This window comes from Bacteroides sp. Marseille-P8574 (assembly GCF_902825465.1).
Classification (GTDB): domain Bacteria; phylum Bacteroidota; class Bacteroidia; order Bacteroidales; family Bacteroidaceae; genus Bacteroides; species Bacteroides uniformis.
On record NZ_CADEBE010000001.1, the window covers coordinates 1,263,117 to 1,288,658 of the forward strand.

Below are 25,542 nucleotides of genomic sequence, written 5' to 3' on the forward strand. Positions count from 1 at the left end.
CGTAAATATAAAGATGAACTTTTTATCATTATTTGTACTCATCCCCTTGCTGATGTTGCTGGGTCTTTGGCTCAGCCGCAACATCGCACAAATACGTGCGGTGATGGTGACCGGTGCATCGGCTCTGCTGGTTCTTTCTGCAGCATTGACCGTAATGTACCTCAATGCACGCCACGCCGGTGCCACGGATGAAATGCTGTTCCGTGCCGACATGGCCTGGTATCCTGCACTCAACATCCACTATTCGGTAGGAGTAGACGGTATTTCGGTAGCCATGCTGCTGCTTTCGGCCATCATTGTCTTTACCGGAACATTCGCCTCCTGGAGGCTGCAACCGCTGACTAAAGAATATTTCCTTTGGTTCACCTTCCTTTCCATCGGTGTGTTCGGGTTCTTCATCTCAATAGACTTGTTCACCATGTTCATGTTCTACGAGGTAGCCCTCATTCCCATGTATCTGCTTATCGGTGTATGGGGGTCGGGACGCAAGGAGTACTCTGCCATGAAGCTGACACTGATGCTGATGGGCGGCTCCGCCTTCCTGCTTATCGGTATCCTGGGTATCTACTACGGTGCCGGAGCCACCTCTATGAATCTATTGGAAATAGCACAGATGCACAATATTCCCATCGAACAGCAACGTATCTGGTTCCCGCTCACTTTCCTCGGTTTCGGTGTGCTGGGCGCTCTGTTCCCGTTCCACACATGGAGCCCCGACGGTCACGCCTCCGCACCGACTGCCGTATCCATGCTCCATGCCGGTGTATTGATGAAGCTGGGAGGTTACGGTTGTTTCCGCATAGCCATGTACCTGATGCCCGCAGCTGCACAGGAACTGGGATGGATATTCCTGATTCTTACCGGAATCTCCGTAGTATACGGCGCATTCTCCGCTTGTGTACAAACCGACTTGAAGTATATCAACGCCTACTCTTCCGTCAGCCATTGCGGTCTGGTGTTGTTCGCCATTCTGATGATGAACCAAACAGCTTGCACGGGTGCTGTTCTGCAGATGCTCTCTCACGGACTGATGACAGCCTTGTTCTTCGCCCTTATCGGTATGATATACGGACGTACCCATACGCGTGACGTCCGCGAACTCTCCGGTCTGATGAAGATTATGCCTTTCCTGGCTGTCTGCTATGTAATCGCCGGTCTTGCCAATCTGGGATTACCCGGACTCAGCGGTTTCATTGCCGAAATGACCATCTTCACCGGTTCGTTCCAGCATCCCGATACGTTCCACCGCGTGTGGACAGTCATTGCATGCAGTTCCATCGTGATTACAGCAGTCTATATCCTGCGACTGGTAGGAAAGATTCTCTATGGCACCTGCACTAACAAACATCACCTCACTTTGAGCGACGCTACCTGGGATGAACGCACAGCGGTCATTATCCTCATAGCATGCGTTGCCGCCCTTGGTATGGCACCATGGTGGATTAGCGGCATGATTGGAGACAGCGTATTGCCGATAGTTAATGCACTGTAAATTGTAAATAGAAAATTGTAAAACAATAAATACATAGTCATGGATTATTCTCAATTCCTCCTGCTCAAAGAAGAGCTTTCGCTGATATTGGTCATCGTCATCCTTTTTGTCGCCGACCTCTTCATGAGTCCGGATGCACACAAGAATGACGGCAAACCGGTGCTGAACACAATGCTGCCAGTTGTTCTGCTGACCATACATACACTTATCACCATCGTTCCCGGTCCTATGGCCGATGCCTTTGGCGGCATGTACCACAACCAGCCTATACAAAGCATCGTGAAATCCATCCTCAGTATAGGTACACTGATTGTATTCCTGATGGCCCACGAATGGATGCGCCGTCCGGACACTGCCATCAAACAAGGTGAGTTCTACATTCTGACACTTTCCACCCTGCTGGGTATGTACTTCATGATTTCCGCCGGCCACTTCCTGATGTTCTTTATCGGCCTGGAAACGGCAAGTATCCCAATGGCAGCATTGGTTGCCTTCGACAAATACCGCCATCACTCTGCCGAGGCAGGTGCCAAATATATTCTCACGGCACTGTTCTCCAGCGGATTGCTGCTATACGGATTATCTTTGATTTACGGTACGGTAGGCACTCTCTACTTTGCCGACATACCGGCACGCCTCACCGGTGACCCGTTGCAGATTATGGCATTCGTATTCTTCTTCTCTGGCATGGGATTCAAAATATCACTGGTGCCTTTCCATCTTTGGACAGCAGACGTTTACGAAGGTGCTCCAAGCACGGTGACAGCCTATCTGAGTGTCATCTCTAAAGGCTCTGCCGCTTTCGTACTGATGACTATCCTCATCAAGGTATTCGCTCCGATGGTGGAGCAATGGCAGGAAGTGCTGTACTGGGTTATCATCGCCTCCATCACAATCGCCAACCTCTTCGCCCTGCGCCAGCAGAACCTGAAGCGGTTGATGGCTTTCTCCAGTATCTCGCAAGCAGGTTACATCATGCTGGGTGTCATCAGCGGAAGCGCACAAGGTATGACGTCGCTGGTATACTACGTGCTGATATATATGTTCGCCAATCTTGCCGTATTTACCGTTATCACGATTGTGGCACTGCGGGCAGGCAAGTTCACACTTGAAGACTATAACGGGCTGTATACCACTAATCCGAAGTTGGCGTTCCTGATGACGCTGGCACTGTTCTCTCTGGCAGGCATCCCGCCGTTTGCGGGCTTCTTCTCGAAGTTCTTCATCTTTGCGGCAGCTTTCGAAGGCGGCTTCCATCTGCTGGTATTCATTGCCCTTATCAATACAATCATCTCGCTTTATTACTATCTGAAGATTGTAAAGGCAATGTACATCAACAAGAGCGACGAACCGATTGCAGCATTCCGCAGCGACAACTATACACGTGCCAGCCTGGCCATTTGCACGCTGGGTATTGTGGTACTGAGCATTGCAAGTGTGGTATATCAATCCATCGATAAGTTCTCATTCGGATTATAACCGGAGGGTATCATCACTCACCACAGATTACGCAGATTGACACAAATTATCTTTAGAAGTTCTGATAATCAAGAGCTTTGAGTTATATTAATCTGCATAATCTGTGGTGAGTGTGTATTTGGGCATATTTTCATACTATACAACCGGCAGCATAAACCAAAAGCATGAGCCTTTCCCCGGCTCACTGTCCACACCGATTGTGCCACCCAACTGTTCTATAATACTCTTGCTGATAGAAAGCCCCAGACCCGTACCATGTACAAACGTATTCAGCTTTATAAAACGACCGAATATCTGATCCTGCATTTCCGGCTCGATGCCAATGCCCGTATCGGCCACATAAAAACGTAAACGAGTTTCATCTACCTTGTCATATCCTACACAGATACTTCCCGCAGTGGTGAACTTGATGGCATTGTTGACAAAGTTGGCTATGACCTGATTCAAACGGTTACGGTCACTGACAATCCGGCATTCCGGCAGATGACGGTCGAAAAGAACTTCCACCCCCGGTTTAGCCTTCATCTTCATGAAGCGCACGATGTCCTCACACAGCACGTTCACGTCCAGCTCTTTTTTCACAAAGTCAAATGTCCCGGCCTCTATCTTGGACAAATCCAGTATATCGGAAATCAGCTGCAACAACAAGTCATTGTTTTCTTCGATAATCGCCATATACCGCCTTTTTTCCTCCATGTCCCCGGTCTCTCCCATCAGACTGGAGAAACCGACAATCGCATTCAGAGGCGTACGTATCTCATGACTCATATTGGCAAGGAAGGCACTCTTCAAACGATCGGCGGTTTCTGCCTTCTCTTTGGCTTCAATCAACATAGCTTCCGTCTCCTTCAATTCCGTAATATCATAGTTGACTCCTATCAGTTCTATTTGTCCGTTCTCCGGTTCAAACAGATTGACGACCACATTGGTACGTACCCAATTCCATTTCCCCTTCTCGCCCGGACGCTCAATACGCATCTCTCCCTGAAAATGTTTGGCTTCACCCACACGGGCCTTACAGAAGAAATCGAGCATCCTTCTGCGGTCGCTGGGGTACATCTTGCTATATATCCCCACAATATCCGCCAACTGGGTATTCTCGTCCTCTCCCATATTCTTATACCATTGCTTGATGGCATAGCCTTTCCGGTCAAGCAAGTTCAGCTTGGCATAACCTACCTTCGCATAATCCGATATAAGCAAGAAGAAATTCTCGAAATCACAGATACGGCTCATGGCATCAATCCGTTCCGTATTGTCAATGTTAATCATGGCATAGCCGGTAAAGTTACCTTTACTGTCATACACCTTGCTCACTTTCGTATAAAGATGTATCACATCCTTCGGCTGTTTGGAAGTGGAGTAATACCCTTCAGTCCGGTCGAAAGCATAATTCAGGCGGAAGTCGACCATATCCTCGGTCTGTATACGTTCTGCCAATTGGGCGGACACATTCGGGTTCTCGAATAAGTTCACTCCAATGACATCCTGTTTGTCACGGACCCCGAATATCTCCATATCCTTATTGTTGATGTCTACCAGGAATCCGTCTTTGTCATAGATTTCCACTCCGGCTGGTATATTGGCAAAGATATTCTTGAACAGTTTTTCGCTATGGTCCAAAGCCAGATGAGTCTGTACCGAGTCTGTCGTATCGAGGAATAACGCCACCACTTCATTCTTTTCCGGAGAGTATATCACCACATGGCAGTGCTTGTTGGTGAGCTCAAAACACATGTCCATTTCCTTATGTGTCCCGGTGTTCACTATCTCAAGCAGATATTCCAGTCTGGGGGCCGCCTCCCTTGAAAAAGACGAGGCAGTCTTGCCGATAAACGCCGACGCGGGTTTTCCCAGAAAATCGGCAAAGATAGAATTCGCATCTGTCACATAATACCCGTAGGGGTTGTCCTTTTCATCACAGACAATGGACATCCGCACATACCCCAAAGGCATATAGCGGAACAAGTTGCTGAGGAAAGTACGTTCGCGCACAGCCTCATCCTTCGTTTTGCGCAACTCTATGCAAATGCTGATGACATTTGCCAACGAACTAAACCATTGGTAATCCTCGTTAGTCCACATTCGGATACGGTCTACCAAATCAATGCCCATATATCCCCATACCTGGTCATTGGCAACCAGCGGAGTTACCATCAAGGACTTTATATTCTGTTTCGCCAGAATTTCATATTCGGCATAGGCGTGCTCCGGCAGTTGCCCCAGTGTTTCCAGCAGAACGGGCTTTTGTGCCATAATCTGTGACGTCCACCACGGCAGGCTGTCGGCTTGGACTCCCTGAAGCATTTCTTTCTCAGGAGCCACTCCTGGAGCCACCACCTCGTATGTGCAGCTCTGGTACCGGCACATCTCATCGTATTGGAATATATAGACACGTCCGCCGCGAAAGAAATCAAGAATATCTTTCAATATGTCGTAAATGCCCGCGCTTATATCCTCGTCTTTCAGGAAGCGGAATAGGGAATGGGATATTGAGGTCTGCCGATAAAGCAAATCGTTCACTCTTTGCAAAGCCTGCTTCGCAGCCTCCTCCTTCGGCATCTCTACGCGCTGCAACACTCCGAAAGCCTTCAACGTACCATCCGGCAAATACTCCTTGTATCCCACGCGCGAATAGACCCAGACCACTCCTTCGGTAGAATAGATGGGAAACGTCTGTTCATAGACCTCCATATTCTGAATGGCAAGGAACTCCCGGCTGATACGCGCCCGATAGTCTTCGCGTATCATTTTACCGAAATCCTCAAAGCTCAGGTATTCCCCTTCCAAGCCTAACAACTTACAGACATATTCGGAACAGAGATACTGCCTTGAAGAAAAATCAGCCTCCCACCAACCTATCCGGCCAAGGATGGAAAGACGCCGGAAACGTTCACTATCGTCACGATGAACAGCCATATATTTATCAATATTGGTTTGAGATACAAAAATAGCCATAAAACTCTAATAAGCAACCATTAGAAACTTTTTTCGTCCCAAGCAGCCTATATATAAGGATAACAAACAATCCGGAAAAATGTGCGGTAACCGAATCGTAATAGATTTGAAAATGAAACGTATGTTCCATGTATCACCGGTGTAACGTCATTGCCTCATCTTTGCAGCGGATTAAAAAAACGTACAAAGAAAAGAGATGAGCATGAAATTAGACTTGGGAAAGATTTTCTTCCTTATTTTATTCCTCACACTTTCCGTCATGGCTGCCACGGCGGGAACCATCAAAGGGACAATCACCGACCGACAAACCAAAGAACCGCTGACGGGAGCCACCGTGCAAGTGAGCGGAACGGTACAAGGCGCCGTCGCCGATTTGGATGGTAACTATACACTGGAGCTGAAAAACGGGACCTATACCCTCACCGTCCGTTACATCGGCTACAAAGACATGACGATAAAAGCCGTAGAGATAAAGGGTGAAACCGTGCTTAACTTCGACATGGAGCCGGACACGCAAACCCTAGGCGAAGTGCAGGTTACCGCCAAGAAGAACCTCGAAGGCGAACGCGCCTTGCAAATGGAACGGCAAAAAGCGACCCTCGCCATCGAAAACCTCGGTTCCAAAGAGATGTCCCTCAAAGGTATCGGCAATGTGGAAGAAGGAGTAAAGAAAATAACGGGTATCTCCATCGCCAGCGCCGGACAGCTTATCGTCCGCGGACTGGGTGACCGCTACAGCACCACCACGCTGAACGGACTGCCCATCGCCTCGCCCAACCCGGACAACAAGCTGGTGCCACTCGACCTGTTCCCCTCGTCCACCGTACAGAACATCACTGTCAGTAAAGTGTATGACGCAGCCGCCTTTGCCGACTACAGCGGTGCGCACATCAACATCAGCACCAAAGAAAACATACCGGAAGATTTCTTCCAACTGAGCCTCAACACGGGTGGGAAGTTCAACACCTTAGGCAAAGACCGCTATCAGATGGACCGCAGCGGCTCGCTCCTGAAGACACCCGGCGTAGACGCGGCCGCCCTCGACATGCCCTTGATGGAGTTTGACAAATACGTGAAGACCCACAATATCTTCGATACCTCCTTTGCCGCCAGCAAGAAGAGTTCGTTGCCCGAACTGGGCGGAAACCTCGGTTTCGGCAAGAACTTCGGTATAGGCAACCAGACACTCAGCCTGCTTGCCTCCTTCAGCGCCAGCAACGGCTACCAGAACATGGAAGATGCCTTCTACAAGACACTCGAAGCCACCGGCACCGTGCAGGACGACTTCTCCTACGACAGCTTTGCGCAGGAACTGAAGCTCGCCGCCCTCGGCTACCTGGGCTATACCCTGCGCCGGAGCGACCGCATAGGCTACACTTTCTTCTACGCCCGCAACGCCATCGACACCTACCAGCGCCGCGAAGGTACTGATGCCGAAGGACACGAGCTGACCGGCAGCAACAACATCATGCACATATACACCCTGCAAAACCATCAACTGAACGGAATCCATAACTTCGGCGAGAGCGACAGGTGGCAACTGACTTGGGGAGGCTCGTACAGCAAGACCGGCAGTGAAGAGCCCGACCGCCGCCAAGTGATGTACGTCAGGGACAACGACGGCAGCCTCAGGCTCTTCAAGCTGAACCGCCAAGAGACCATGCGCTACTTCGGCAGCCTGGACGAAGAAGAGTGGAACGCCAACCTCGCCATGCGCTGGAAGTGGAACGACACCAGCCACCTCAAGCTCGGCTTCAACTACAAGGACAAGAACCGCGACTATAGCGCTACCCGCTTCTACTACAACCTGAACAAACTGAACCCCGTCATCACCGACATCTACAACACCGACGGCTTCCTCAACCAGCAGAACATTGCCGACGGACAAATCGTGGTACAGCGTGTGATGCAGCCCAAAGACAGCTACCGTGCCGGAAACGAAATCTACTCCACCTACCTGCTGACCGATTTCTATCCCACCGAAGCCCTCTTGGTGAACCTCGGCCTGCGCTACGAAATGAGCAAGCAATGGGTGCGCTACGCCAGCGACGGCGGCGACTGGTACTCCCGTCGACGCAATTTAGACAAGAACGACCTCTTCCCCGCCCTGAACCTGAAATATGCGGTGAACCCCGCCAACAGCATCCGCTTCTCTGCCTCGCGCACCGTCACCCGCCCCTCGTTCATCGAGATGGCACCCTTCCTCTACCAAGAGTCCTACGGTTCGGCACAAATCCGCGGTAACGAAGAGTTGCAGAACGGTTACAACTACAACTTCGACCTACGTTACGAACGCTTCGGCAAGGACGGCGACATGCTCTCCGTGACAGGCTACTTCAAATACCTCGACAGCCCCATCGAACGCATCCAAGACCTGCAAGGCGGCGCCACGCTGCACAGTTTCAAGAATGCCGACAACGGCATGGCTGCCGGCGTGGAGCTGGAGATGCGCAAACGGCTCGTCAAAGACCTGCACCTGGGTGCCAACATCAGCTACATGTACACCAACGTGAAGCTGCCCCAAGGCGGTGCCTACACCAACAAGGAACGTTCGCTGCAAGGTGCATCGCCCATCCTTGCCAATGCCGACCTCACCTACTCGACACGCTTCGGTGAAGACAGGCAACTCAACCTCGCCCTGCTCTACAACCTGCAAGGCAGCCGCATCCATGCAGTAGGCGTGTCGGGTCTGGGCGATGTCAGGCAACAGACGCTGCACACGTTGAACTTCAGCGCCGGATATAGCCTGAACAAACACTTCAACCTGAAGCTGCAAGTGAACGACCTGCTGAACCGCGATGTCATCTTCAAGCAAGATGTGCCCACCACGGGGCAGGAGATGGAAGTGGAACGCTACCGCAAGGGAACGAACTTTGAGGTGGGAATAAGCTATAACCTATAAAGTCTACCACCCTCCCCCTGAAGGGAACGGAGAACACTCTTTGACAAACAAGCTGATTTAAGAGAATCAATCTGAATGACAGACAGATGAATTGGATATAACAACTAAAACAATTGAATTATGAAAACAATGAAATGGAAATTCTACTCTCTGGCCTTTGTAGCCGGAATGTCTATCCTCACCGCTTGCAGCAGCGACGACAACAACGACAATGACGGCAACGGAAACGGCAATGAAATCGAAAACGGTACGATACTGAAAGGTACCATCACCTCCGACGTGACCCTGGCTGCCGGAAACACCTACAAGCTGAGCGGCGAATACATCGTAGAAGAAGGCGCCACGCTCCACATAGAGGAAGGCGTGAAGATTATCGCCGTCTACGATGACATCGCAGACTACATCCTCGTGAAACAGGGCGGTAAAATCAACGCCGTAGGCACGCCGGACAAACCCATCGTAATGACCAGCGAAAAAGAAGAACCGGGCGCATGGGGAGGCATCCACATCTGCGGACGCGCCCACACCAATGCCGAAGGCGGCAAGGGAAGTTCTGAAATAGGTGGCGCCGTTTACGGCGGCAACGATGATGCCGACAACTCGGGCACGCTGCAATACATTCGTCTGGAATACACCGGCTTTGCCTTCGATGAAGAGCATGAAGCCAACGGTATCTCTTTCTACGGCGTAGGCAACGGTACCATCGTGGACCACTGCCAAGCCTACAAAGGTTCCGACGACGGCTTTGAGTTCTTCGGCGGCTCGGTAAACGTGAGCAACCTCGTAGCCGTAAGCTGTAGCGACGACTCCTTCGACTGGACCGAAGGCTGGAACGGCAAAGGCACCAACCTCGTGGCTTACCAAGAAGCCGAATCCACACTGGGCTACGACTGCGACTGCCTGATGGAGTGCGACAACAACGGCAGCAACAACGCCGCCACTCCCGTTGCCCACCCCGTATTGAAGAACCTCATCCTCGTCGGCAACGGCGGCAGCAAGCAAGGCATCCGTCTGCGTGCCGGCACGGAAGTGGAAATAGACAACGCCAAGATCTGCGGCAAAGGCCAACCCCTGACCGTGGAAACCGCCCTTACCGAAAACGCCCTAAAGAACGGCACTTCCAAGCTGACCAACATCACCCTCACCGCCGAGCTGAGCAGCAAAGAAGGCATCTACACCCATGCCGACTTCATCGCCGTGACAAGCAACAAGGTGAACGCCAACCTGAGCTACAGCTCTTTCGAGGACATCAGGAAAGAATGCAGCTGGATGAACGGAAGCTGGGTGAAGTAAAAAAAGAAGCACTCGCAAGACTATAAAAAAACACACAACTTCTTCAACAGCGTGCCCCTCGAATGCCTTTCCTGCTTCAAGGGGTACGTGCTGTTTCAAGAAAGAAACTAAAAATACCGTTTACTTCTTCTTCAGCTCCTTCTTCAATTCTTGAACCTGAAAGCTGAACAAGTCCAGACGACGGCAAACGCGCTGCATGAAACTGCCTGCCGCCCTGAAGCAGATACGCGAAATGCGCACTTTATCTGCCGTGCAGTCCTCTATCCGTTCCACCGGTTCGCTGGTGATGGAGGGGAAAAAATTTCCAAGTCCCTTGATGTTCACCGTGCGTCCACTGGCCAGATAGTCCGCTATAATATCCGGCAGTTGCACCAGCACGGACTGGGCATCGCCCACCTGCAGGGAGCTGACAAAAGCCAGTCTCTTGGCAAGTTCATCGTTGCTCACCGGTTCAGGCTGAAGCACTTTTGATGCCGCATAGTAGCGCACCACTTCCTTGTCTCCACTCTTGTCCACCTTCTTGCGGACCACATAATTCATTGACATACCAATCTTTCTTTTAATTAGGTTAGCAAAAAAACGAAAGATATTCCCACCCGGCGTGAAACACATCTACAGCCTACGCGCACAAAGCCTATACCTTACGGTAAAGACTCCGTGACCGAATACCTTTCACTATATAACTGAATACCTAAAACACCCGGATGTATTGCCCCAAAACATGGGGATGTTTTCACCCAAAACACCCGGATGTAATACCCCAAAACATGGGGATGTTTTGGGAGAAAAGATAGGGATGTTCTGACCTTTCAGTATAGGGTTCAAAGGTAATGACTCCCTATGAGAAATACAATAGATATAGGTCTTTTTGATGGTCGGAATCAAGCTCCTTTTTCTTCGGAAGCAACAGGCAGTATCCGCTGGAAATCTCTGCCGGACGGAGACTGGAATACCTGCAAATCGAATTCGGGGATAATTGCCAGCACATGGTCGAACACATCCGCCTGCACCCCTTCATAGGGCACCCAATCCTTCAGCGCACAGAAGAAATAAAGCTCTATCGGGATACCGCGGTCGGTAGGCTGGAGTTGGCGCACCATGCAGGTCAGTTCCTGATTTACATCGGGAAGACTTTTCAAATAAGCCGTCAGATACGCCCGGAACACACCCAGATTGGTCTGGCGGCGTCCGTTGACGAGGATGGAGTTATCGATGCCGTTTTCTGCATTGTACTTTTCAATCACTTCCTCCGTCTGCTCCACATAATCTTTCAGCAGTTGTATCTTGCGATATTTTGCCAGCATCTCCGGGGTGCAGAAACGGACGCTGGTCATGTCGATATTGATGCTGCGCTTCACTCGCCGCCCACCGCTCTCGCGCATGCCGCGCCAGTTCTGGAAGGAGTCGCTGACAAGCAGGTAAGGAGGGATGGTGGTAATGGTATTGTCCCAGTTGCGCACTTTTACGGTGTTCAGTGTCACTTCTATCACCGTGCCGTCGGCGCCATACTTGGGCATGGCAATCCAATCGCCCACCTTCAGCATGTCGTTCGCCGAAAGCTGCACCCCGGAGACAAAGCCCATAATGGAATCCTTGAACACCAGCATCAGGATGGCTGCCGAAGCACCCAATCCGGCAAGCAGCGAAAGCGGGTCGCGGCCTATCAGCTCACCCACAACCACAATGCCACCCACCAGCCACAGAATGACCTGCATGGTCTGCAACATCCCCTTTAAAGGGCGGTCGCGGAACTGCTCCCTCTCGCTGTATACGCTATAAACGGCTTTCAGGAAGGAGTTGACGAAGCTCAGGAAAGTAATGATAATGTAAATAAGGCAGATACGCCGGATAAAATCCATTGCCGATGAACCGACTTCGACAAATGCCAATGGGACAAACAGATAGATGATGACGGGAGCCACCATGCGGCTGAGGTGCACCATCACTTTGCGGTCGAATACGATGTCGTCCCATGTAGCTTTGGTCTTCTTCACCAGTTGTGCCACTACTTTCAGCAGAATTTTCCGGCATAGGGCATCCGCCAGAAAAGCAACGGCAAGTATCAGTGCGAAGGCTATGAACTGGTCGAACATGTCGGCACGGGAAGGGGATATGCCCCACCCGATTAAAAGGTCGTCTATCTTCTTCAATATCTCCATAATCATATGTTTATCATAACGGCAATCTTATCTACGCGACTGCTCCTCCCGCTCAAGGAACTCCATGATATCTTCTTTCAACCACTGATAAAGATAAAGGTTCTTGTAGCCGCTGTTTTTTTTCAGCATCACGGATACATTGACCTGACTGTTCTCATACCCCGTCAGTTCGTTGCGGAACTGTTCGTTATGCTCTGCCAGGCGCTTTATCTCCTGCTCGCGCTCGCGACGCAAGACGGTACATACCGGGATAAGGATTTTCAGCACTACACAATCCATGATATGGTGTCCCTGGATATAAAGATAGGTATTGTCCGGAGTCAGTCCCAAACGTTCCAACTCCGTGCCCAGCTGTTCCACCCGGTCGATGTAGTGGGGGAAACGGGCTTGCAGTTCGGACAGCTTTGCCGACACCGTCTTTTGCATCTCGTCCAGACTACGGTAAGGATGACGCAGGCTTATCTCCTGCAAACGCACGCAGGCGTTGAAGTCGTACATCGGGAAAGTGTGTGTGTCGTGCTGGCGGTAGAACCAGACATTCCACAGAAACAGCGGATAGGCAATCTGAGAATAACGCTTCAGAAAAGCAGGGAAGTCCAGGATATGCCGGTCGTTCAGCGTGGCCTGCACACAGACTTCATGCAGACTGTCGGCAAAGCAGTGGAAGTTCTCGATGGCATAGCCATAAGTCTGAAAGATATAGGGATTCTTGTTTATCTTATGCGACACCTTGGTGGCACCTTGCAGCAGGAAGTCGTAGTCGCTGTCTACACAAGCTATCAGGCTGCGGCCCAGCTCTGCCGTATTCAGCGTGTTCATCAGTACCATTTTCTTGCCCTTTGCCAGAGAGGTGGCCGAGGGAAGCATCACTTGAAAATAACGTTCCTCGTTCTCGAACTCGGACAACAGCGTCCGCCAGAAAGCGATGTCATCATAGCTTTCCACATACGCCACTATGCGCCTGCGTGCCCTCTTGGGAGACAACTTGCGGGCGGCATCCAGATAGGAGGAAGTAAGGTTATGTCTTAGGGAAGTAGCCACGCATCCAGGGATTAAGGATTAGGGATTAGGGATGAAATCTCGCTCACTTCGGTCACGGCATCCAGCCAGCCTTCCATGATGACGGCAGGCGAATGGGTGGTGAGAATAAGCTGCACATTGGGATTCAGGTTGCGTATCATGCCGATGAGCTTCTGCTGCCATTCGATGTGCAGGGAGGCTTCCGGCTCATCCATGAAGAGTACGCAGTGGTCATCGTCACGCACCAACACGGTCAGCAGGATGACGAGCATCTGCTTCTCGCCCGAAGACAATTTGTAAGGCAATAGGCGCTCGCCGTTCTGATAGAAAACGATGTCGTTGCTTTTGCGGTCTATCGTCTTATGGGTATAGCTAAAAAGCTCGTCAATCATATCCTGGAACTTCCGCTTCGGGAGGGAAAGGGAGGGAGCTAGGCTGCGCTGCTCTTCATCACCACTGAGCAGCTCTATCATCTTATTGCCGATGTTCACTTGGTAGTCCAGATAACGGCGCTGGAGCAGATAGAGCTGCCAGTCCAGTTCCGACTTCACGTTGGCATCGGCCATGCGTGCCGTAAAGTCGCCCATGATAAGGGGGCGGTCGTAACTACGGATTACATCATAAGGGATAAAGGTGGCTGCGGGGTTGTCGAAGTAGACGTGTACGCCGTTCTTCTCGTCACTCTTCACTTCACCCGATGTCTGTTCCAGATAGTTGACCGAACGGTTCAGGATAGTGGTCTTCCCCACTCCGTTGATGCCGGAAAGTATATTGACGTCAGGACGCAGGTCCCAGGCAATATCGTACCGATGCCACAATTCGTGTATTTCGATACGCTTGATGTAATTGGCTTGTACTTCCATGGTTTCTTGCTTTAATTAAAAGCAAATATACACGATAATCTCTTATTTCTACGCCCACGAACCAGAAAAATCATATAATGAAAGATTTTCTCTTTTCAGAAAATAGTTGTTCTTTTGCACCCGCAAAAAACAAAAGAGTATGAACAAGAACATTCAAGGGCATCTGTTCGCCCTTACCGCAAATATCTTATGGGGCTTGATGGCACCTATAGGCAAGTCGGCTCTGGTGGAGTTTTCCGCGTTGTCAGTAACCACATTCCGCATGGTAGGCGCAGCCGCCTGCTTCTGGCTCCTTTCCTTGTTCTGCAAACGCGAACAGGTGGACCACCGGGACATGCTGAAGATATTCTTCGCCGCACTCTTCGCCCTGGTATTCAATCAGGGTGTCTATATCTTCGGCCTCTCCATGACTTCGCCCATAGACGCCTCCATCGTTACAACCACGCTGCCTATCGTCACCATGATAGTGGCTGCAATCTATCTGAAAGAACCGGTCACCAACAAGAAAGTGCTGGGTATCTTTGTAGGGGCTATGGGAGCATTTATACTCATCATGAGCAGCCAGACCACCGGTGCCGGCAATGGCAACCTTATCGGAGACCTTCTCTGCCTGCTCGCCCAAATCAGCTTCTCCATTTATCTGACCGTATTCAAGGGGTTGTCGCAGAAATACTCTCCCATCACCCTGAACAAATGGATGTTTGTCTATGCCTCCATGTGCTACATCCCGTTCTCTTACCACGACGTGGCTTCCATACAGTGGAGCAGCATCTCCACAGCCGCCCTGCTGCAAGCGGGATATGTGGTTGTGGGTGGAAGCTTCCTTGCCTATATCTTCATAATGAGTGCGCAGAGACTGTTGCGCCCCACTGTGGTGAGCATGTACAACTACATGCAGCCCATCGTGGCCTCAACCGTTGCCATCATCTTAGGCTTGGGAGTGTTCAATTTGGAAAAGGGGATAGCCATAGCCCTGGTATTCCTGGGAGTGTACATCGTGACACAAAGCAAGTCACGCAAGGACTTTGAGAAAGAAGGGAAAGCCGTATAGGACAGCCATTCCGCCGTCACAGCACACCGGCACGTACCCGGCTCAGAGATTCGGGAGTCATTAACAGATAAGATGCTATGTGGTTGACTGAGGCACGCCGGGCTATCTCCGGATAATCCCTGACGAAACGCGCATACCGTTCGCGTGAGGTTTCGAAACGCCAAGAGTCTGCCTTATATTGGGAAAGCATTAAAGACCCCTCCAACAAATGACGAAGCAGACGGGCTATATGCAGATAGCGCTCAGAGAGTTCGACCAGTCCTGCATACGAAATGCTCCAGATGACGCCTTCCTCCAGGGATTCCAACTGAAGGCAATTACGGCGTCCGGTGAAAAGGCTGACGATACACATGGCGCCGTCACCATCGCAGGCAAAGTTCTCTGTAATGTCCCGGCCTTCTTTGAAATAGAACTGGCGAAGCAGTCCTTTCTCTACGAAAACAATATCCCTGGCTATATCTTTCTCACTAATCAACAGTTCTCCTTTGTGCACCTCACGGCGTACAAACAAACCGGCAATGAGCTCCAGCTCCTCAGAAGGGAGTTCATGAAGGCGGCGGGTAAACCGCCGCGCCACTTCCATGTTGTTTTCCTTAGTCATCGATATAGAGAAAGGGATATGCCCTTATTTCTTCAGTTCTGCAAAATAGGTGTCCAGCAAGTTCTTGGCAGCCACAAAAGAAGTCAAGTTGCCTTGTAGCACTTGGTTTTCCTTGCCAGTCAGCATCGCTTCAATCTGCGGATTGTGGTAGAAGCTGTCACGCAGCTGTTCGTTAATGGTCTCGTACATCCAGTATTTGCTTTGCTCGTTGCGGCGGTATTCAAAGTAGCCGTTGTCTTTCACAAAATCAATGTATTTGTAGACCATATCCCACACTTCTTTTACACCAAGATTATAGAACCCGGAATAAGTCAGCACTTGGGGTGTCCAACCGCTCTCCGGAGCCGGGAAGAGGTGCAGCGCATTACGGAACTGCGTTGCTGCCAGCCTGGCCCGCTCCAGATTGTCGCCATCAGCCTTATTAATGACAATGCCATCGGCCATTTCCATGATGCCGCGTTTGATACCTTGCAACTCATCGCCCGTACCCGCCAGCTGTATCAGCAGGAAGAAGTCTACCATGGAATGTACGGCAGTCTCACTCTGCCCCACCCCTACCGTCTCTACAAATATCTTGTCGAAACCGGCAGCCTCACAAAGCACAATCGTCTCACGCGTCTTGCGTGCCACACCACCCAACGAACCGGCAGAGGGACTGGGACGTATGAAGGACTTGGGATGAACGGAGAGCTTCTCCATACGCGTCTTATCACCGAGAATACTGCCTTTGCTGCGTTCGCTGCTCGGGTCAATGGCAAGAACGGCCAACTTGCCTCCGTGTTCCTCCAGTACATGCAAGCCAAATACATCAATAGAGGTACTTTTACCAGCACCGGGCACACCACTGATGCCCACACGAACAGAGTTACCTGAATAGGGCAAACACTTCTCTATCACCTCCTGCGCCACAGTCTGGTGCTCCGGTTTCACACTTTCCACCAGCGTCACAGCCTGGCTGAGTACCGTAACATCACCTTTCACTATGCCCTCCACATAGTCTGATACAGAAAGCTCGCGTTTCTTCCGCCTGGGACGGTTCTTCAAGTAAGGATTGACCGATGAAGGTTGCTCAATGCCTGCATTGACAACCAAGCCTTTATATGCTTCATTATTTTCGGGATGTTCCATGGTTTAATGTGCTAATATGGTTAATATGCTAATGTGCTAATATGAGGAATGTGCTGAATATATTAATAGGCTTTTATGACAATCTCTACTATCTCCATTAGCATATTGGCACATTCCTCACATTAGAACATTACTTGATGTTGATTTCAACTTTCGGCTGCATCGGGTCATTGGTAATCATCAGCAGACGCAGATGACGACGCTTCTTGCCTATATTCTTCTTCACTACCGTTACCCGCAGGCGGGTGCTTTCGCCGGGTTGCAATACGCTCTTCTTGAGGTTAACTCCCACTGCCGGGTGGAATACCTGGAGCTTGTTTATCTGTAAAGGAGAACGCCCGGTATTGGTAATGGTAATATCTTGACGTGCTTTTGACTTCTTGGCCAATATCGCACTCATATCAACTTCTTTAGTAGAAAGGTGGATGGCAGGAGCATTTTCCTTCTCCACTTCCGTCATTCCGGAGAAATCCGGTAAAAGAATGGCAGAAACGGGAATTTCGTTTTCATCGCCCACCTTGTCACCGGAGAAACGAGAAAGATAGACCGACGCTTGAGTCAGTCCGAGGTCAGTCAGTCTTTCCGAATTCAATGTAAGTGTAATCACTCCTTTTTCTCCCTTTTGCAATACATTAGGTTCTACTTTTGTCTGCAAATAAGGGGGTAGATGCATCAGTACCGGTTCATAAGGACGGTCGGAAAGATTGACCACGCCGATATGAATCACCGGCTGCTCACCATGCTGAATATCGGGAAAGTCGAGGCTGTTCTTGTCAATACGTATCTGGCCGATAAGATAAGGGTGCGTCTTGGTAAAGTCCTTGATTTCCTGTACTACTTCACCATTGAACTTCAAATAGACCAGATTGGGTTGCGCATTGCTGTAAATAGCCACGGATTTCTGGAAATGCCCCAATGCCTTGGCGTCAAAAGTCACATTCACCGTTCCTTTTGCCCCCGGAGCAATAGGCGTTTTTGTCCACTGGGCTACGGAGCAGGCGCAATCCGGCTCTACTTCTGTAAGCACTAAAGGCCGGTCACCCGTATTGGTGATGGTATATTGCACAGTCACGGGATGCTTCCATTCTATCTGGCCGAAACTGTACATCTCTGTATTCGAGGTAAAACGAGCTTGCGCTACGGCAGTCAATACCACACTTGCAAGCACATATAAAGTTATCAATATCCGCTTCATCTATTTTTCTTAATATCAAGGTTTCCTAATTCTGCCACTCTCATTCAATATTTATCGGACAAAAATAGGAGTTTTGTTCGAGAATGAAAAGTTTTATTCTGATATATTCTCAGAGGTCTATGAATTAATCAAATTCGTTACTGGGTGCTTTAAAAGAACGGAATTTAAGAATGTGAAAAAGAACGAATCTAAAAAACCGCCTTATGAATGCACAGTTTTTTATCAATGGTAATTTAGAGCCTTCAAACATCGTTCCTATTCTGACGTTGGAGTTCTTGTTCGTATTCTTACAACGGTACATTATATCGCCACGAGTATATACTTTGGACGTAGGGGCATAGGAAAAAACAGGAACACCGTCTACCCAGCCTTACTGTTCCAGATACTTGATATGGCTTCCCTCCGTAGGAAATACTCCCAAAAGGCCATATAAGGAATTAAAATTACCAATATTCATATTACCAAACTTTACTATGTTTGGTATATATAACTTTGGTAGAAATCCGGTTGCTCCAAACAACTATCTGCAAATAGAAAAATACCGCCCAAGACTTTTGTCCTGAACGGTATTATTAGCAAAATTAGTTAGGGTATTGTCGTAAATAGTCACCATAATGAATTGGCTGCTATTTCCCACCTATTTTATTGAAGGTGAGAAACTTTAAACTTCCATGAAGCTACATCGTAAATTCAGTTATCAATGAGAATACAATCATTCAACTTCGTCATTGAATAACATACCTATACAAAGAGGAACGAGCCGTAATAAACAGTATATTATCCTCTTTTCCACCCACAACCAACGAAGTAGGCCTCTCAGGAACATCTATTATTTTTTCTAACTCGCCAGTTTTGGTATATACATAAATATATCCATCTGCCACATATACCCGAGCATTCCTATCAACAGCAATACCGAACTCTCCCACATTGGCAAAATGTGTCAGATTAGAGGTACTGCCATCTGCATTTACATCCATCCTCACCAATCTGTGATTATATTCATCCGACGCATAGAGTGGTTGTCCGGGAATAGCAGTCTGCACCGATGAAGAGCGTGCAAAGTCATAATATTCCGGAACAACAGTCTCTTCATCAGGTGCCACAAAACAATATTCCGGTCTCCACAACGATATCTCGTCAAAATCATGCAGATCCCGCCATCTGTGCGACGGATAAATGGCTTTAGTCACCTCCTTCAACTCACTTATCGGTTTCCGTTCCAACAAGCGTATCGTTTCTTCAGGTTTCTGCGTATCTATAGTATAAACCCAAGTAGCAAAACCTGAATTTCCCCAATGACTAAAGGTTGTATTGGCGGCATCAGGCAACTCTGCTACTGTCTCCTGCTGTCCATTTATCAGATAGCCGGGCTGTGGGATATATTTAAAAAAGACCAACAAATTATCCTGTGTATCACATGCCAACGATAGCGGTTGCCACGGAAAATCTGCAACCAATGAAAGCCGTTCTGTGTCTACATCCCATTTATAAATACGCCTCATACGCTGTTCGCTAAAATATATATTTCCCTTGCTGTCACGAGCCATACCTTCGACATACTCAAATCCTGTAGCCAGTTTCTCTATTTCACCCGGACAAGTATGCAAAGAAGTCCGACGAGGTTCATCACCTGTAATTGTCAACCGTGTAAGTTCCCAAGGACGCACATCCTGCCCTGTGTTCATATCATAACATAACAAATCCGTCGTAAAACGCATCTGAGTAAAGTTGTGTACATTATAGAACTCAATATCTCTACAATTCCAGATACGCACGGCATAAGGAAAAGGAGTATTGATTCGAATAACCCGAAAAAGATACAGATTAGCGAATAAAATATCAGAACAGTTCTGCAACTCAATCTGCTGGCAATCAAGACTCTCACGGGACTCCTCCTCCAACTGAAGAGCATAAACCTGCCAATTGGAAACATTCTTAAAATGTACTTCATTCCGTACATGATGTTCGACAGACATCGCATAAATACGTCCCGGAGTCTGTGTATTACTGACATACAAGCCATTGGTAGCATAAGTACTGGCACTCCAGATATCCTTAAATACTCCACCACCTCCATTTGTTATCCACAAACTCCAATGCTGATTATCCCAGGCCTTATCCATCCCGGAATAGACAACTGGTACTTCTGGCGTACTAATCTGTGGCTGTGAATATTGCTTTTTCTGAGATGAGATAGTACCCTTCTCCATCGTTCCATGTACTCCAAGAAACTTCACATCATTCATATACGAGTCTTGTCCGGCCATCCACTTACATCCTACTGCCCGATAATTATATGCTCCTGTATTCAGACCAATTCCTGAAACAATATTATCTCCTCCCTGAGGAGTTTCCAATAAAGGAATAGGCGCTCCAAAACCACTAAAGGCTGGAGTACTCTCTTTCAATTTCAATTGAGTCGATATAGGATTTAAACCTATTAATTTCGTACTAGGCTTCAATACAATACTTTCTGATACGATATACCATCCCTGAGGAACATAGATAACCCGATATTGTTTTATCGCTTTCTGAAAAACATCCGTATCATCGGTCACTCCGTCGCCTTTAGCTCCCAAATCTCTTATATTCACCCACTCTTTCATCGGTGGCATTGATTTAATATCATCCTTAAAAGGAGCAGGCATTTTGGTTAAAGCCTCCATCTCAACTACAATCTCATACTTGGGAAGTGAAGCCATATCAGCCACATGAATACCGTAAGAGAAATCCTTTACAGAATAAATATCGGATTTACCAGCAACTTGATTACCTGATTCTCTATAAGATACAAATATAGGCACCCTATTACATACAATATTGCGCATGCTAAGCTGATTAGGGCTCAATCCTTCATTACCCAACACAATGGCAGCCTTCTTCACCTTATCAAACACACAATCCTCCATATAAATCTTATCAGAACGACTAGGATTAACCTCAATCACAGTAGGCACATTACGAACTTGCAGGCGTACAATTGTCAGACCGCCCTCTTGTGTACGGATAGCGGCTTTACGCTGTCCCTCAAAATACGTATTCAATATCATCATCTGCCAGCTTGGCGATGTCTTGGTTGTATAAATACCATACTCACCTCCAAAGAATCGAACATCCTCCATCTCATTACCTACATCAAACAGACCGGCCTTTCCCTTACCAATATATATGTCAACATGAGAAACAAAACTATGCTGGGCGAAATGAGTGCGCAAAGCCACTGCATGCGGGTTGCCATCCTCTATACGCAAATCTATATTAGATATAGCACTGTAGAAGGTACCGGCACCGGCATCACGAGGCTTTTCACTCTCATTAACTAAATTGTCGGTAAACCAGAACATATAACGAGCCTTTCCTTTATCATCAATCACCTCCTGCTGATAGCCTGGAGAATTCTTTGCCAGAAAAACAATAGGTCGCTTCTTACCATACCCAATCAGACGAACTGCCTTTGGGATATAGACTGTCTTTGTTATCTTATACTTACCCTCAGGAAGAAATACAATTCCAAAATTATATTTCTTTTTCACCTCATTTATAGCATTCTGCAAAGCATCACTCACATCCATGCTACCATCAGATTTAATACCATAATTTTCAGGAGTAAAATATACAGCCTCAGGATCCTTCGGACATAATTCATAAACAGATTTACTTTCGATAGCAGTAACTTTCATAACAGTTACCACCAACATACAGATATTAAATAATAATATTTTTTTCATAACTATCCATAACTCGTACAGTGCAAAACTATTTCCATTTCAAACAAATAATCTCAAGAGAAAAGATATCAATATTCAAACTATCCCAATATACTATTCTCAAAAATTCTCTAGTGACATCATCCAATATATAATATTGTATCTGTGTCTCTTAATATACATGATGAATGGACTTTTGAATCTTTTATAAGTCCATTCATCATAAAAATATTAATATATTGCCACTTTTCTGCTCAAGCCAATCTTACTATCAATAGGTCAAATTCCTAAAAAACAATTTCTTATCGAACTGCAAAAGGAATATTTGCGGTTGCCACAAAACCTGCATTATCCAATACATATACATATAAACGATAATAACCTTTCTCTGACATAGACAACTGCAATAAGTTGATATCAGTAACCTTAACTTCTCCCACTCTGTCAGGACGAGGCTCGTACGCACCACCCGTAGCGGTAATTGTTGCCTCTTTCAATACTTCCCATACATAAGTCAGCTTATCACCTTCTCTATCCGACACATCCACTTTCCCATCAAAAGGCTGATTAGCTTTTACATAAGGATTAAATGAGATATCATTTATTGTCATATTCTTAATAATAGGAGCTGTCTGCTTCGGTTCTGCTTTTGTCCATACCCTTTCCATAGCCTCTACCATTGGAGTCTTCTCACCTTTCAAAGGAAGTCCCTCCACATCGTCTTCTACAAACATACAAAACCAGGTCGGTGTACGTTCCTCCTTCTGTCCCCACAAGAATACAAATGAACCCATACAACGAGGATCACTAGCTATTGCATTCTTATAACGTTCTTCATACACAATTCTTTTTTCTTCACTTGATTGTTCAATAGGCGCCTTCCAATCTGTCAATTTTGTCTCCCACCATCCTGTAGGTCCCCATTCTGTAATCAGATACGGACCTTTATAAGATGATTCTGCAAACACCTTTTTCACATTCAAAATATCACCATAGCTATTAATTCCAATAAAATCTAGATTTGGAGCGTATTGAGCTATTAATTCCAATGCTGCTGGATGATGAGATATCACTGTTGAGACCAAATGTCTGGAATCTATAGATTTTATCTCTTTTGCCAAAATACCTACAAATTCCCATGCAGTAGGGGTATTAGCAGCATTATCTAATTCTATTTCATTACCGATACCCCATGCAAAAATACTAGTATCATTCTTAAAAGTCTGTGCCAGTAATCGCACTTCCTCTATTTTCTTTTGTCTAAAGTCTGCATCAGAATATTTAGTTGAATCTTTAGGTAAACTAATCCCCTGCATAACATACATGTGATTCTTACGTGCCAATTCCAAATCCTTTTGAATAGACTCAATATCTCCCCCCCATGTCCGAAATGCATTTGCACCACTGGCAGATGCAATATCTAACCGATTCGTACCACCAACACCATTTATATAAGTCGTACGTCCATTTATGCATACATTCCAACCTATTGCTGATCCTTTCACAGCAACTCCATCCTTATTCGATGTTCCACTGCATGCCGTTAATGCGGCCATACACATAACACCATATAAAAATGCTTTCATATCGTTTTTCTTTTTAATAAGCAAATAATATTATATACAATTAAACATAGTTGACCTTTAATTTATTCATTCCATAAATCAGGAATCAATTCATGGCCACAAGCATTATTAGGAATCTTATCAAAAGGCATTCTTTCGCCTTTATGTATCTTATATAAATACTTAGCAGTTTCCATCATAGCCTGAACCTGTCCCTCATAAGGGCGATCTGTTACATCTATTAAACCGCAATTATAGTTTTCACCATCTCTTCTTCCTGTCAGGTCTTGGTCACACCACTGAAAATATCCGGTGCCAACCAATGCTGGATGTGCATAGGCATTCTCTGTATAATAGCGATAAGCCACTCCACGCTGTTCTTGAGAGTCTACCTGCCACAATGACTGAGCCATTCCTCTATCTACTGTACCAAAATGATATTCTCCTATCAATAAAGGAAGACCTGTTAATGTACTGGCACGATTTAACATGTCAGGATTAGGACGAAGATCATAGCAATTGAAACTAAACACATCAAAGACCTCACCACAAGCTCTCAATATCCGCTCATCCAATTTCATTATATTACCAAAACGGATTCCTAGATTCAGATGTTGCGGATCATGCTTCTTCAAAAACTCATCAGTCAACTTCAAAAACTTACTAAATGTATCAATGATAAAAGCCGTCCTACTATCCATTGTGTCTCCCATCTTCTGTAAATAAACCTCCAATTCTCTTTTTATAGGTCTGTCCTTTCCTTGCAGAATAATCTCACACAGTCTACCTTCTTCATCCAACCAAGCAGGTTCATTACCAATAAAATAGCCTATCAGCCAAGGATTACCGACAAAAGGTTTAACGAATTTCTTCAGATTTTCATCCAAAGCTTTCGTATAGGAGGGATCATATATATCACATAAACCCATCAAATCATCTGCGATTCCAACACCTGATAACGGAACCAGGAACGCCTTCTTGTTTTTCAACATAATATCACGACTTGACCAATTTGCGATAGTATTAATTCCCCATTTATCCATACGTTTAAATACCATATCAATAGACTTTTCTTTAAAATCGTCACCATACCGGCGATATAGATTCCATAAGCCATACGAATACGACACCTCTCCATTTCTGTCAACATTACCCATTTTACGCATAAGGTCTTCAGGAGGTAATTCTTTATACATGGCAGAACGCTTATTATAATCACGAACATGCAAGCCATTTCCAATACCTACACAATCAACACCTACAGAAAGGAACAAATAACCTTCAGGGTCAACTAACCACCAACGACCATCTATATTCTCCGTCCGAAAGAATCCTGTTCCTTTAATGCGTTGAGACATATATCCCCCGTATTTTGAGTAGTCATATAAACAGCCTTTCATATTACGTTCTTCTTCTTTCCAAGCACGTTGTAGTTCATCCAAAGAATGTATCTTTCCTGGCCAATCCATAAGATTGGATTGCCCAAATTCATCCACTGCAGGTTTTTCATCCATATACACATCACCAGGATCTTCTACTGATAAAGAAATAGAACGTAATTCTATCGTAGGATTACCTATAGACTTTCTCATACGCAATCCTATTGAATCTACCTGATGCAGAGGGCCGCGCTTACCACCCAAATTTATCCAACCTGTATAACGAGCATAATTATTTGTAGCAGCTAAATCTACTCTAGGATCAGGCAAATCTGTAAAGAACTTTAATGGAATTGCTAATTTATTCCAAGCATTCGGAACATACGACATTATACGAAGTTCATTATATCCAGTTTCAGTGGTAAAGCCTAACTGAAAACGTTGTGCTGTACTACTTTTAAATTCTACCACTACATAGTTATATCCATCCCAATCAGCAGGAAGGTCCGAATTCAAATCCTTTAAAGCAAATTTCTGTCCCGATACCTCCTTTGTACTATCAAATTGAACACAAAAATCAGGTTTCGTTTGTCCACAAGCACATAAATATACAGAACCTATTATCATCAATACTTTACCTAATATCTTTTTCATCTTTTAAAATTTTAACATTATGCCATACAATGATAAATATTAGCCTGCCTTAAACGACCATACTGAATTTCCATAATTAAAATACACTAAACA

At 46.8% G+C, this 25,542-nt stretch carries 16 protein-coding genes; 5 read left to right on the forward strand and 11 right to left on the reverse strand.

The window, feature by feature from the left end; all coding sequences use genetic code 11:
- Nucleotides 1-13: 13 nt before the first annotated feature.
- Nucleotides 14-1,492 (forward strand): NuoM family protein, encoded by a 1,479-nt coding sequence (locus HUX74_RS05410; RefSeq protein ID WP_174646331.1) that lies wholly within the window; start codon nucleotides 14-16, stop codon nucleotides 1,490-1,492.
- Between the two features lie 39 nt (nucleotides 1,493-1,531).
- Entirely contained in the window at nucleotides 1,532-2,971 is a 1,440-nt protein-coding gene (locus tag HUX74_RS05415) for an NADH-quinone oxidoreductase subunit N (RefSeq protein ID WP_117599323.1), read from the forward strand.
- A 135-nt stretch (nucleotides 2,972-3,106) separates the two neighbouring features.
- Here the strand turns inward: HUX74_RS05415 and HUX74_RS05420 are convergent, their stop codons facing one another.
- On the reverse strand, nucleotides 3,107-5,890 hold the full coding sequence (locus tag HUX74_RS05420) for an ATP-binding protein (RefSeq protein WP_117599322.1): 2,784 nt from the start codon (nucleotides 5,888-5,890) through the stop codon (nucleotides 3,107-3,109).
- Between the two features lie 235 nt (nucleotides 5,891-6,125).
- Between HUX74_RS05420 and HUX74_RS05425 the strand changes: the two genes are divergently transcribed.
- On the forward strand, nucleotides 6,126-8,831 hold the full coding sequence (locus tag HUX74_RS05425) for a TonB-dependent receptor (protein ID WP_174646332.1): 2,706 nt from the start codon (nucleotides 6,126-6,128) through the stop codon (nucleotides 8,829-8,831).
- A gap of 120 nt (nucleotides 8,832-8,951) precedes the next feature.
- Nucleotides 8,952-10,124: a hypothetical protein gene (locus HUX74_RS05430; RefSeq protein ID WP_119961796.1), complete on the forward strand. Its 1,173-nt coding sequence runs from the start codon at nucleotides 8,952-8,954 to the stop codon at nucleotides 10,122-10,124.
- A 120-nt stretch (nucleotides 10,125-10,244) separates the two neighbouring features.
- On the opposite strand, the gene HUX74_RS05435 is transcribed toward HUX74_RS05430, so the two are convergent.
- The 4 genes from HUX74_RS05435 to HUX74_RS05450 all read right to left on the reverse strand — a co-directional run bounded on the left by HUX74_RS05435 (nucleotide 10,245) and on the right by HUX74_RS05450 (nucleotide 14,166).
- The gene (locus tag HUX74_RS05435) at nucleotides 10,245-10,670 is read right to left on the reverse strand and encodes a DNA-binding protein (RefSeq protein ID WP_087332919.1); all 426 of its coding nucleotides are present in this window, start codon (nucleotides 10,668-10,670) and stop codon (nucleotides 10,245-10,247) included.
- 335 nt (nucleotides 10,671-11,005) lie between these two features.
- Nucleotides 11,006-12,283: a mechanosensitive ion channel family protein gene (locus HUX74_RS05440; RefSeq protein ID WP_165853602.1), complete on the reverse strand. Its 1,278-nt coding sequence runs from the start codon at nucleotides 12,281-12,283 to the stop codon at nucleotides 11,006-11,008.
- Nucleotides 12,284-12,310: 27 nt separating this feature from the next.
- Nucleotides 12,311-13,324: a DUF4435 domain-containing protein gene (locus HUX74_RS05445; RefSeq protein ID WP_119961795.1), complete on the reverse strand. Its 1,014-nt coding sequence runs from the start codon at nucleotides 13,322-13,324 to the stop codon at nucleotides 12,311-12,313.
- A gap of 11 nt (nucleotides 13,325-13,335) precedes the next feature.
- Nucleotides 13,336-14,166, reverse strand: a complete 831-nt coding sequence (locus tag HUX74_RS05450; protein ID WP_119961794.1) for an AAA family ATPase — start codon at nucleotides 14,164-14,166, stop codon at nucleotides 13,336-13,338.
- A gap of 139 nt (nucleotides 14,167-14,305) precedes the next feature.
- Between HUX74_RS05450 and HUX74_RS05455 the strand changes: the two genes are divergently transcribed.
- Entirely contained in the window at nucleotides 14,306-15,217 is a 912-nt protein-coding gene (locus HUX74_RS05455; RefSeq protein ID WP_119961793.1) for a DMT family transporter, read from the forward strand.
- A 16-nt stretch (nucleotides 15,218-15,233) separates the two neighbouring features.
- On the opposite strand, the gene HUX74_RS05460 is transcribed toward HUX74_RS05455, so the two are convergent.
- The 6 genes from HUX74_RS05460 to HUX74_RS05485 all read right to left on the reverse strand — a co-directional run bounded on the left by HUX74_RS05460 (nucleotide 15,234) and on the right by HUX74_RS05485 (nucleotide 25,449).
- Nucleotides 15,234-15,818, reverse strand: coding sequence for a Crp/Fnr family transcriptional regulator (locus HUX74_RS05460; RefSeq protein WP_005824006.1), 585 nt, complete (start codon nucleotides 15,816-15,818; stop codon nucleotides 15,234-15,236).
- A 24-nt stretch (nucleotides 15,819-15,842) separates the two neighbouring features.
- Entirely contained in the window at nucleotides 15,843-16,946 is a 1,104-nt protein-coding gene (gene meaB, locus HUX74_RS05465) for a methylmalonyl Co-A mutase-associated GTPase MeaB (RefSeq protein WP_119961792.1), read from the reverse strand.
- A gap of 130 nt (nucleotides 16,947-17,076) precedes the next feature.
- Nucleotides 17,077-18,141: a DUF1573 domain-containing protein gene (locus tag HUX74_RS05470; protein ID WP_117599317.1), complete on the reverse strand. Its 1,065-nt coding sequence runs from the start codon at nucleotides 18,139-18,141 to the stop codon at nucleotides 17,077-17,079.
- A gap of 725 nt (nucleotides 18,142-18,866) precedes the next feature.
- On the reverse strand, nucleotides 18,867-21,824 hold the full coding sequence (locus HUX74_RS05475) for a glycosyl hydrolase family 28-related protein (protein ID WP_371808674.1): 2,958 nt from the start codon (nucleotides 21,822-21,824) through the stop codon (nucleotides 18,867-18,869).
- A gap of 329 nt (nucleotides 21,825-22,153) precedes the next feature.
- Nucleotides 22,154-23,437 carry a hypothetical protein gene (locus HUX74_RS05480; RefSeq protein WP_254592832.1) on the reverse strand — a complete coding sequence of 428 codons (1,284 nt, stop codon included), beginning with the start codon at nucleotides 23,435-23,437 and terminating at the stop codon, nucleotides 22,154-22,156.
- A 62-nt stretch (nucleotides 23,438-23,499) separates the two neighbouring features.
- Nucleotides 23,500-25,449 (reverse strand): hypothetical protein, encoded by a 1,950-nt coding sequence (locus HUX74_RS05485; protein WP_117599315.1) that lies wholly within the window; start codon nucleotides 25,447-25,449, stop codon nucleotides 23,500-23,502.
- Between the last annotated feature and the right edge of the window lie 93 nt (nucleotides 25,450-25,542).

Coding starts and splice junctions, on each gene's coding strand:
- HUX74_RS05485 (WP_117599315.1), bottom strand. CDS start 25,449: ATGAAAAAGATATTAGGTAAAGTATTGATGATAATAGGTTCTGTATAT.
- HUX74_RS05420 (WP_117599322.1), bottom strand. CDS start 5,890: ATGGCTGTTCATCGTGACGATAGTGAACGTTTCCGGCGTCTTTCCATC.
- HUX74_RS05460 (WP_005824006.1), bottom strand. CDS start 15,818: ATGACTAAGGAAAACAACATGGAAGTGGCGCGGCGGTTTACCCGCCGC.
- HUX74_RS05415 (WP_117599323.1), top strand. CDS start 1,532: ATGGATTATTCTCAATTCCTCCTGCTCAAAGAAGAGCTTTCGCTGATA.
- HUX74_RS05430 (WP_119961796.1), top strand. CDS start 8,952: ATGAAAACAATGAAATGGAAATTCTACTCTCTGGCCTTTGTAGCCGGA.
- HUX74_RS05410 (WP_174646331.1), top strand. CDS start 14: ATGAACTTTTTATCATTATTTGTACTCATCCCCTTGCTGATGTTGCTG.
- HUX74_RS05435 (WP_087332919.1), bottom strand. CDS start 10,670: ATGTCAATGAATTATGTGGTCCGCAAGAAGGTGGACAAGAGTGGAGAC.
- HUX74_RS05475 (WP_371808674.1), bottom strand. CDS start 21,824: ATGAAAGTTACTGCTATCGAAAGTAAATCTGTTTATGAATTATGTCCG.
- HUX74_RS05470 (WP_117599317.1), bottom strand. CDS start 18,141: ATGAAGCGGATATTGATAACTTTATATGTGCTTGCAAGTGTGGTATTG.
- HUX74_RS05455 (WP_119961793.1), top strand. CDS start 14,306: ATGAACAAGAACATTCAAGGGCATCTGTTCGCCCTTACCGCAAATATC.
- HUX74_RS05450 (WP_119961794.1), bottom strand. CDS start 14,166: ATGGAAGTACAAGCCAATTACATCAAGCGTATCGAAATACACGAATTG.
- HUX74_RS05480 (WP_254592832.1), bottom strand. CDS start 23,437: ATGAAAGCATTTTTATATGGTGTTATGTGTATGGCCGCATTAACGGCA.
- meaB (WP_119961792.1), bottom strand. CDS start 16,946: ATGGAACATCCCGAAAATAATGAAGCATATAAAGGCTTGGTTGTCAAT.
- HUX74_RS05425 (WP_174646332.1), top strand. CDS start 6,126: ATGAGCATGAAATTAGACTTGGGAAAGATTTTCTTCCTTATTTTATTC.
- HUX74_RS05440 (WP_165853602.1), bottom strand. CDS start 12,283: ATGGAGATATTGAAGAAGATAGACGACCTTTTAATCGGGTGGGGCATA.